Consider the following 9,378-nt stretch of genomic DNA (forward strand, 5'->3'; position numbering starts at 1 on the left):
TTCAGGAATCCGCAGCTCCCGGCGGGCTGTAGGCGATCACCGGACGGCCCGTCGTCGGATGCGTGAGGACGTGCGCGTCGACGCCGTAGACGTCACGCACCAGCGCCGGCGTCAGGACGTCGGCCGGTGAGCCGGCGGCTGCCAGCCGCCCCTCGGACAGCACCAGCACGTGCTCGCAGTACGCGGCCGCCAGGTTGAGGTCGTGGAGCGCCGCCACCGTCGTCACCCCGAGGCCGCGCACGAACCCCAGGAGCGCGAGCTGCGCGCTGACGTCGAGGTGGTTCGTCGGCTCGTCGAGCAGCAGGAGCGACGGCTCCTGCGCGAGGGCGCGCGCGATGTGCACGCGCTGCCGCTCACCGCCCGACAGCGTCGCCCAGGGGCGCTCCGCCAGGTGCGTCGCGGACGCGGCCGCCAACGCCCGGTCGACCGCACCTGCGTCGGTGTCGGTGCCCCAGAGGGTGCGGTAGGGGATGCGACCGAGGGCGACCACCTCGCGCACGCTCAGGGGCACGGCCGCGTCGGACGACTGCTCCAGCAGCGCGACGTGGCGGGCCCGGACCTGCCGCGCCATCGTGTGCACGGGAACCGTCGGCCCGGGGTCCAGCGCGCCGGGGTCGCTGACGAGCACAGCCCCGGCCGCCGGCTCCAGCAGGCCCGCGACCAGACGCAGCAGCGTGGTCTTGCCCGCGCCGTTCGGCCCCAGCAGACCGGTCAGGCATCCCGGCGGCGGCGTGGCGTCGACCCCGTCGACGACCCAGCGGCCGCCCAGGCGTGCCCCCACACCGGCGATCGTCAGCTCCACGCGGCACCTCGCCCCCGGCGCAGGAGGACGGCGAACACCGGGACCCCGATGAGTGCGGTGACGATCCCCACGGGCAGCTCCCGCGGGTCGAACACCGTCCGCGCGAGGGTGTCCGCCCACACCAGCAGCACCGCTCCCGCGAGTCCCGCGACGGGCAGCAGCCGGCGGTGGGCCGGGCCGGTCACCACCGACACGGCGTGCGGCAGCACCAGCCCGACGAACCCGATCGCCCCCGAGACGGCGACCATCGCGCCGGTGAGCAGGGCCACGAGCGTCATCATCGCCCAGCGCGTGCGGTCCACGTCCACACCCAGGGCGGCAGCGGCCGTGTCCCCGAACGTGAACGCGTCGAGCCGCCCGGCGGTCAGCAGCACGGTCGTCCCGACGACGACCAGGGCGCCGGCCGCGATCGCGACCGACGTCCACGTGGCGCCGGCCAGGGACCCCATGAGCCACGACAGGATCTCGCGGTACGAGTCCCCGGTCGCGGTCCAGAAGATGACGAACGACGTGGCGGCCGCCGCGAGCTGCGAGATCGCGAGTCCCGCGAGGACGGCGCGCGTCGGCGTCAGCGTCCCGCCCGAACGGGCCAGCGTGAGCGTCGCCACCAGCGCCGCCAGCGCTCCGGCGAACGCGGCGACCGGCAGCAGCAGGCCGACACCGAGGACCAGGACCGCGACGGCGCCCAGCGACGCGCCGGAGGACAGGCCGAGCAGGTAGGGGTCGGCGAGCGGGTTGCGCGTCATGGACTGCATCACGGCGCCCGCCACCGCGAGCCCCGCACCGACCGCCGCGGCGGTCAGGACGCGAGGCAGCCGCAGGTCCCACACGATCGCGTCGTGCAGGCGCGGCACGTCCGGGGAGCGCAGCCCCAGGTGCGCCAGGACGGAGCGCACGACCTCCCCGACGGCCAGGTCGGCCGGGCCGATCGTCACCGCGACGAGCAGCGTGACGACGAGCGCGACCGCCCCGACGCCCACCAGGACCGCCAGGGGTGGGCGCAGCGGGCCCCGCGGCCCGGTGCCCGAAGCTGCGACGGACGTCGCGTCGCGGGGTGCCGGCCTGGCCCGCCGTGTCTTGTGCGTGGGCATCGGCGCAGGTCAGCCCTCAGCCGTCGCGGCGGGGGCGGGGGAGTCCGCGTCGAGGGCCCGCGCGGCCTCGGCGAGGCCCGCCGCGGCCTGCGCGTTGCGGACGCCCGCCTCGCTCGCCGCGAACGGCACCACCACGTACCGCTGCTCACGCACGGCGGTCAGCTGGGACGCGGCGGGGTGCGCCGCGAGGAAGTCCTTCTTCTTCTGCGCCGAGTTCCACGCCGAGTCCACGAGGACGAGCACGTCGGGGTCGGCGGCGACGACCTGCTCCCACCCGACCGACGTCCAGGTGTCGTGCACGTCGGCGAAGACGTTGGTCAGCCCGGCAGTCTCCAGCAGCATCTGGGGCGCCCCCATGCCGGCGCCGACGTACGGGGTGTCGGTGCCGGACGACCACCACACGGCCGTCTGCCCGTCCGCGGGCTCGATCGCGTCGAGCGTCGCGCGCTGCTCCGCCACCACCTCGGCCGCGGCGTCCGGGACGCCGAAGACGTCGCCGACCTCACGGATCTCGTTCAGCACGTCGTCGAACGTCAGTGGGTCGGGCTGGTAGCCCGGCTCCTTGCACGCGCTGGGGGAGACGTACGTGGCGATGCCGAGGGCACCGAGAGTCGACCGCTCGCCCGCGCCGTCGGCGCTGAGGTTCGACTCCCAGCCCGCGTAGACGAGGTCGGGCTCGACCTCCAGCAGGGCCTCCTGACCCGGCACCTTGTCGGACAGCACCGGCACGTCCGCCGCGTCGTCGGCCCAGCGGTCGGGCACGGGGCCGTCCGCGAAGGCCGTGCCCACCAGGGTGTCGGCGAGGCCGAGGGCGAGCAGCATCTCGGTGGTCGAGGACTTGATGGCCACGACGCGCTGCGGCGGCGCGTCGAACGTGACCTCGGTGCCGCAGTTGTCGAGCGTGACGGGCGCGTAGCTCGCGGGGCCGGAGGACCGGGTCGCCGAGGTTCCGGGGGACGGGGCGTCCGTGGTGCACGACGCGAGCAGGAGCGTGCAGGACGCCACGGCGACGAGCACCGACCGCCGTCCCGTCGACGTGCGTGGCGGTGACGCGGTGACGCGGGTGGTCCGACGGCGGGCGCGAGGCATGGTCTCTCCGGAAGGTCGCTGCCGCGCACGCCGTCGGGCACGGGAGGGAAGGGGACGGGCGCACGTCGCGCCGCGGAGGACCGTCCCAGCAGGGGGCGGTGCGACCCGACCAGAGCGAGGGTCAGGTTCCGACGAGCCACCCTAGGCGCTCGACCCCGGCGACGTGCAAGCGCACAGCGACGAGCGGCGGGCCTGACGATCCAGGCCCACCGCTCGTCTCCTGCCTACCGGTCGCTCAGGGCCCTCAGGCGGCCGCGCACGTCACGGTCGCACCGGCACCGTTCCCGGTGCCCTGGAACCCGAACGTCGTGCTCCCGCCGGCGCTCACGGTCCCGTTCCAGGGCGCGTTCGTCACGGTGAGCGCGGAGCCGCCCGTCGACTGCCCGTTCCACACCTGCGTCGCCGTGGCGCCGGACGGCAGCGTCACGGTGACGCGCCAGCCGTTGATCGCGCTCCGCCCGGCGGTGACCGTCACGTCGGCGACGAACCCGTTGGGCCAGCTGTTGACCAGCCGGTACGAGGCCGTGCACGCGCTCCCGGGGCCCTGGGTGGGCGTGGGCGTCACGGACGGCGTGGGGCTGACCGACGGCGTCGGCGTGACGGAGGGCGTGGGGGTGACCGACGGCGTCGGGGTCACCGACGGGGTCGGCGACACGGTGGGCGTCGGCGTCGCCGTGGGACCGGGGTCGACCTGCGACCATGCGTCCTTGAGGAACGCGGCGATCGTGTCCCAGCTCGGGTTCGGGGTGCCCTGGGTGACGGTCTCCCGGCACCCCTCGACCGTGCGGACCGTCTGCTGGCCGTAGCGCGACGCGCTCGTGACGTCCGAGTGGCTGTGGCCGGCGCCGGGCACGGAGAAGAACTGGGTGTCGACGCAGGCCGCCTTGAGCGCGTCGTAGAAGATCTCCGTCTGGGCGTGCGGCACGACGTTGTCGCTACGACCGTGCAGCAGCATCATCGGCGGGTCGTCGCGGTCCACGTACGCCAGCGGGTTGGCCTGCCGCACCTTGTCGGGGCAGGTGGGCGTCGCGCAGCCGAGCAGCTGTCCCTCGGGCGCGTTGATGCTGTCGTGGTCGATGAACCCGCCGGGGTTCTGCTCCTTGAGCCGCGAGAAGTCCGTGGGACCGAAGAAGTCCACCCCCGCCTGGACGTCGCTGGAGGCGCCCGTGGTGCCGACACGACCCTCCAGGAAGGCGTTGCCGTTGGAGACGGCGGCCATCGCGGCGACCCAGCCGCCCGAGGAGTCGCCCATGCTGGCGAACCGCGCGGGGTCGAGCCGGTACTGCGTCGCGTTGCTGCGCAGGAAGCGGATCGCCGCCTTGACGTCGTGCACCTGCGCGGGGAACTTCGCCTGCGAGCTCGAGCGCACGCTGACGCCTGCCACGGCGATACCGCGCGGGTTGAGCTGCTGGGCGATCGCGCTCGCGCCGGACTTGCCGTCGTCGGACGTCCACGCGGAGCCCGTCGACCACACGACGAGCGGCCAGGGGCCCGCGCCGTCGGGGACGTACAGGTCCAGGAGGTGCCCGCGGCTGCCCGCCGGCTCCGCCGGGGCGTACGCGACGTTGGTGATGGTCTGGACGGCCTGAGCGGGTGTGCTCACGGCGGCCACCGCCCCTGCGGCGACCAGCGCGACCGCTCCCATCCATGCTGCCGTCCTGCTACGAGTTCTCGTCATGGCAATCGTTCCCCTCGGCGCGGTGATGTCGATCCACACTCTGGTGCGGGGGGTCTCGTCGCCGCGACGGACGAAACCATTCGGTTGGTACACCAACTGCTTCTCGGCGGTGTCAGGTCGGACCGTCGGGCACCAGAGCCCGATCCGACCCGGCCGCCCGTGCGATGCTCGTGCGGCACCCCGCACCCTGACCGCCAGGAGACCCGTATGACCTCGCCGACCGACCGTCCTCGTCGCGCACTCGTCACCGGCGCGTCGTCCGGGATCGGCGCGGCGACCGTGCGTCGCCTGCGTGCCGACGGCTGGGACGTCGTGGCGACCGCGCGCCGCGGGGACCGGCTGGCCGCGCTCGCGCAGGAGACCGGTGCCGACACCGTCGTCGCCGACGTCACCCGGGACGACGACGTCGCCGCGCTGATCGCTCACGTGCAGGAGACCGGCGGCCTGGACGCGGTCGTCAACAACGCGGGCGGCGCGCTCGGGCAGGACACCGTCGAGGACGCCGACCTCGACGGCTGGCGCACGATGTACGAGCTCAACGTCCTCGGCACGCTGCGGGTGACGAAGGCCGCGCTGCCGCTGCTGCGTGCGAGCGGCGCGGGCGACGTGCTCGTCGTGACCTCGACAGCAGCCCACGGCGCCTACCCGGGCGGCGCCGGCTACACGGGCGTCAAGCACGCCGAGCGCATGCTCGCCACGACGCTGCGCTGGGAGCTGGTGGGCGAGCCGATCCGCGTCATCGAGATCGCGCCCGGCGCCGTCGCGACCGAGGAGTTCTCGCTCGTGCGGTTCGCGGGTGACGCAGAGCGGGCGGCCAAGGTGTACGAGGGCTACCAGCCGTTGGTCGCCGACGACATCGCGGACACGATCGCCTGGACGCTGTCGCGCCCGGCCCACGTCAACGTCGACCTGCTGGTCGTGCGGCCGCGGGCGCAGGCGAACAACACGACGATCGCCCGCACAGGGGTCTGACCGGTCGCCCCGGCGCTCGGGACGGCGTCCGCGAGAGGCCGAGGTGCGGTGTCGGTACCGCGATCTACGCTGACCAGGTGCCCCCCGTCGAGACGTCCACGACGCGTGCCCTCCTGCGTCTCGTGCGCTGGGCCCGCCCGGCGCTGCCACGCGTGGTCGCCGGTGGCAGCGCGACGCTGCTGGCGAGCCTCATCGCGCTGTCCGTGCCGCAGGTGCTGCGCGGTGTCGTCAACGGCCCGCTGCTGACGGACGGCTCGCGCGTCGCCGTGGTGCAGGCGGCGCTGCTCGTGCTGCTGCTGGGCGTGCTCGAGGCCGTGCTGGTGTGGGCACGCCGCGCGCTGATCGCCACCCCCGGCACGGGCGTCGAGCGGACGATGCGCACGGACCTGTTCCGCCACCTGCTGGACCTGCCGGTCGCGACGCACGACCGGTGGTCCGGCGGGCAGCTCCTGCAGCGCTCGATGGGGGACCTGCACACCGTGCGCCGCTGGATGGTGTTCGGGCTCGTGCAGCTCGTCGTGTCCTCGACGACCGTGCTGGTCGGCGGGGTGCTGATGATCGTGACCAGCCCGCTGCTGGGCGTCGTGTACCTGCTGGGCGCGGGGCCCGTGATCTGGCTCGGGTTCCGGTTCCGGCAGCACTACAAGGTCGTGGCACGACGCGCGCGTGACCAGGCCGGGGACCTCGCGACGCGCGTCGAGGAGTCCGTCCACGGCATCCGCGTCCTCAAGGCGTTCGGGCGGGGCGACGACGCGCTCGACGACTTCGTCCAGCAGGCGGACGACCTGCGGGGCACCGAGCTCGACAAGGCGCGTGCGCAGTCGCGCATGTCGTTCGCGCTCGCGTGGATCCCGGAGACGACGCTCGCCGTCGCGCTCGGCCTCGGCGTGTGGCTCGCGGCGACCGACCGCGTGAGCGTGGGCGCCCTGGTCGCGTTCTTCGCGACGGCCGCTGTCATGACACGACCCGTGGAGAGCCTCGGCATGCTGCTGGCCATGACGCTCGACGCGCGTGCCGGCACCGACCGCTTCCTCGAGGTCATGGACACCGCGCCCGCGCTCGCCGACCCGGAGCGTCCCGTCCCGCTGCCGACCGCGCCGCCGGGCGGCTCGCGCGTCGAGCTGCGGGACGTCCGCTTCGCGCACGGCGCGGGCTCGCGCGAGGTGCTGCGCGGCGTCGACCTGGTGCTCGAGCCGGGGGAGACGATGGCGCTCGTCGGGCTGACGGGCAGCGGCAAGACGACGCTCCTGCAGCTCGTGCCACGGCTGTACGACGTGACGGGCGGCGCGGTGCTGGTCGACGGCGCGGACGTGCGCGACGTGACCCGTCACGACCTGCGCGGCGCGGTCGCCGTCGCGTTCGAGGACCCGATCCTCTTCTCGGCGTCCGTGCGCGACAACGTCCTCATGGGGGTGCCGGCCGAGCGGCTCGCCGCGATGAGCGAGGCCGAGACCGCCGAGGCACTGCGGGTCGCGCTCGACGTGGCCAGCGCGGGGTTCGTCGACCGTCTGCCGCACGGTGTCGACACGGTGGTGGGCGAGGAGGGGATGAGCCTGTCCGGCGGCCAGCGGCAGCGTGTCGCGCTCGCGCGCGCGATCGTCGGCCGCCCTCGCGTCCTGGTGCTCGACGACCCCCTGTCGGCGCTCGACGTCGCGACCGAGGCGCGGGTGACCGACGGCCTGCGGCGCGTGCTCGCCACGACGACGACGCTGGTGGTCGCCCACCGCACGTCGACGGTCGCGCTCGCGGACCGTGTCGCCGTGCTCGAGGACGGCCGCATCACGGGCGTCGGCCGGCACGTCGACCTGCTCGCGACGCATCCGCACTACCGGTACGTCCTGACGGCGGAGGGTGGCGCGGATCCGGCAGGAGCCGGGCAGGACGGCAGCGCGCCGCGCGACGTCGCGGAGGTGCACCGGTGACCGCGACGACGACACCCGGCAGCGGCCCGGCTCCGACGTCCGACGAGCACGGTGACGCCGGCCCGCGGGAGGTCCGCCGCCGGTCCCTCGGTCTCCTCGCGTCCCTGCTGCGTCCCGTGACGCGGCGTGCCGCGCTCACCGCGCTCGTCGTCGTCGTCGCCCAGCTCGCGCTCGTCGCCGGGCCGGCGCTCGTCGCGGTCGGCATCGACCGGGGCATCCCCGCCCTGCGCGCCGGGGACGCCGGCCCGGCGCTCCTCGTCGCCGGCGGCTACGCCGTGACGGCGCTCGTCGCGGGGGTGTTCACCGCCGCGACGGTGCGGCTGGCCGCGACCGTCAGCCAGGCCGTGCTGCTCGACCTGCGCCGTCGCGTCTTCCGGCACACCCAGCGGCTCAGCCTGGAGTTCCACGAGCGGTACACGTCCGGCCGGATCATCTCGCGGCAGACGTCCGACCTCGACGCGCTGCGCGAGCTGCTCGACGGCGGCGTCACGACCCTCGCCGCGAGCGGCCTGGCGATGGTCTTCACCGCGGTGGGGCTGACGCTCCTGGACTGGCGCTCCGGACTGGTGCTGCTGGTTGCCGTGGTGCCCGGCGTGGTCCTGACCCGGTGGTTCCAGGTGCACTCGCAGGCGCAGTACCGCAGGTCACGCACTGCCGTCGCGCGCGTCATCGTCCGGTTCGTCGAGACGATGACCGGCATCCGGGCGATCCAGGCGTTCCGTCGCGAGCAGCAGGTGGCGCAGGTCTACGACGTCGAGGCCGAGGAGTACCGCGCCGCGAACGCCGAGGCGATCCGCGTCAACGGGGTGTTCGACACCGGCCTGGTGCTCATCGGCAACGTCACCGTGGCGGTCGTCCTGCTGGTCGGCGGCCTGCGGGTGCTCGACGGCGCGCTCGACGTCGGTGTGCTGGTCGCCGCAGTGCTGTACGCGCGCCGGTTCTTCGCACCGCTCGCCCAGATCGGCATGTTCTACAACTCCTTCCAGTCCGCGACCGCGGCGCTCGAGAAGCTCTCGGGGCTGCTCGCGCAGGAGCCCACCGTGGCCGACCCCGTCCATCCGGTGCGGCTGCGCGAGCCGCGCGGCGACGTGCTGTTCGACCACGTCGAGTTCGGGTACGGGGACGGTCCCACCGTCCTGCCGCTGCTCGACCTGCACGTGCCTGCCGGTCAGACGGTCGCGCTCGTCGGCGAGACGGGGGCTGGCAAGTCCACGGTCGCCAAGCTCCTCGCACGGTTCTACGACCCCCGTGCGGGTGCCGTGCGCCTCGACGGGATCGACCTGCGCGACGTCGACCCGCACGACCTGCGCACCGCGATGGTGATGGTCACGCAGGAGGCCTACCTGTTCTCGGGATCCGTGGCCGCCAACATCGCGCTCGGGCGTCCGGGCGCCAGCCAGGCGCAGATCGAGCAGGCCGCGCGTGCGGTCGGCGTCCACGACCTGCTCGCGTCCCTCCCGGACGGGTACGACACCGACGTCGACACGCGCGGCGTCCGGCTGTCGGCGGGCCAGCGGCAGCTCGTGTCCTTCGCCCGCGCCTTCCTCGCCGACCCGGCGGTGCTCGTGCTCGACGAGGCGACGAGCTCGCTCGACATCCCCGGCGAGCAGCTGGTCCAGGAAGGGCTGCGCACCCTGCTGACCGGACGCACGGCCGTCGTCATCGCGCACCGCCTGTCGACGGTCATGCACGCCGACCGCGTGCTCGTCGTCGACGGCGGCCGGGTCGTGGAGGACGGCAGCCCCGACGACCTCGTCGCGGCCGGTGGCCGCTTCGCGACCCTGCACGCGCAGTGGCAGGACTCGCTGCGCACCACCTGACCTG

The 9,378-nt window shown here is 74.4% G+C and carries 7 protein-coding genes; 3 read left to right on the plus strand and 4 right to left on the minus strand.

Features of this window, described 5'->3' with window-relative positions; genetic code table 11:
* Position 1 precedes the first annotated feature (1 nt).
* The 4 genes from NP048_RS07100 to NP048_RS07115 all read right to left on the minus strand — a co-directional run bounded on the left by NP048_RS07100 (position 2) and on the right by NP048_RS07115 (position 4,585).
* Positions 2-802 carry a putative F420-0 ABC transporter ATP-binding protein gene (locus tag NP048_RS07100; RefSeq protein ID WP_227577505.1) on the minus strand — a complete coding sequence of 267 codons (801 nt, stop codon included), beginning with the start codon at positions 800-802 and terminating at the stop codon, positions 2-4.
* Positions 793-1,893 carry a putative F420-0 ABC transporter permease subunit gene (locus NP048_RS07105; RefSeq protein ID WP_227577506.1) on the minus strand — a complete coding sequence of 367 codons (1,101 nt, stop codon included), beginning with the start codon at positions 1,891-1,893 and terminating at the stop codon, positions 793-795. The genes NP048_RS07100 and NP048_RS07105 overlap by 10 nt, the downstream gene beginning before the upstream one ends.
* Before the next feature lie 9 nt (positions 1,894-1,902).
* Entirely contained in the window at positions 1,903-2,982 is a 1,080-nt protein-coding gene (locus NP048_RS07110) for a putative F420-0 ABC transporter substrate-binding protein (protein WP_227577507.1), read from the minus strand.
* 244 nt (positions 2,983-3,226) lie between these two features.
* Positions 3,227-4,585, minus strand: coding sequence for a cellulose binding domain-containing protein (locus tag NP048_RS07115; protein ID WP_227577508.1), 1,359 nt, complete (start codon positions 4,583-4,585; stop codon positions 3,227-3,229).
* 282 nt (positions 4,586-4,867) lie between these two features.
* Between NP048_RS07115 and NP048_RS07120 the strand changes: the two genes are divergently transcribed.
* From NP048_RS07120 to NP048_RS07130, 3 genes are all read left to right on the plus strand, one after another.
* Entirely contained in the window at positions 4,868-5,632 is a 765-nt protein-coding gene (locus NP048_RS07120; protein WP_227577509.1) for an SDR family oxidoreductase, read from the plus strand.
* Between the two features lie 77 nt (positions 5,633-5,709).
* Positions 5,710-7,554: an ABC transporter ATP-binding protein gene (locus NP048_RS07125; RefSeq protein ID WP_227577510.1), complete on the plus strand. Its 1,845-nt coding sequence runs from the start codon at positions 5,710-5,712 to the stop codon at positions 7,552-7,554.
* The gene (locus tag NP048_RS07130) at positions 7,551-9,374 is read left to right on the plus strand and encodes an ABC transporter ATP-binding protein (RefSeq protein WP_227577511.1); all 1,824 of its coding nucleotides are present in this window, start codon (positions 7,551-7,553) and stop codon (positions 9,372-9,374) included. Before NP048_RS07125 ends, NP048_RS07130 begins: the two co-directional genes overlap by 4 nt.
* Positions 9,375-9,378 lie beyond the last annotated feature (4 nt).

The organism is Cellulomonas xiejunii (genome assembly GCF_024508315.1).
Classification (GTDB): domain Bacteria; phylum Actinomycetota; class Actinomycetes; order Actinomycetales; family Cellulomonadaceae; genus Cellulomonas; species Cellulomonas xiejunii.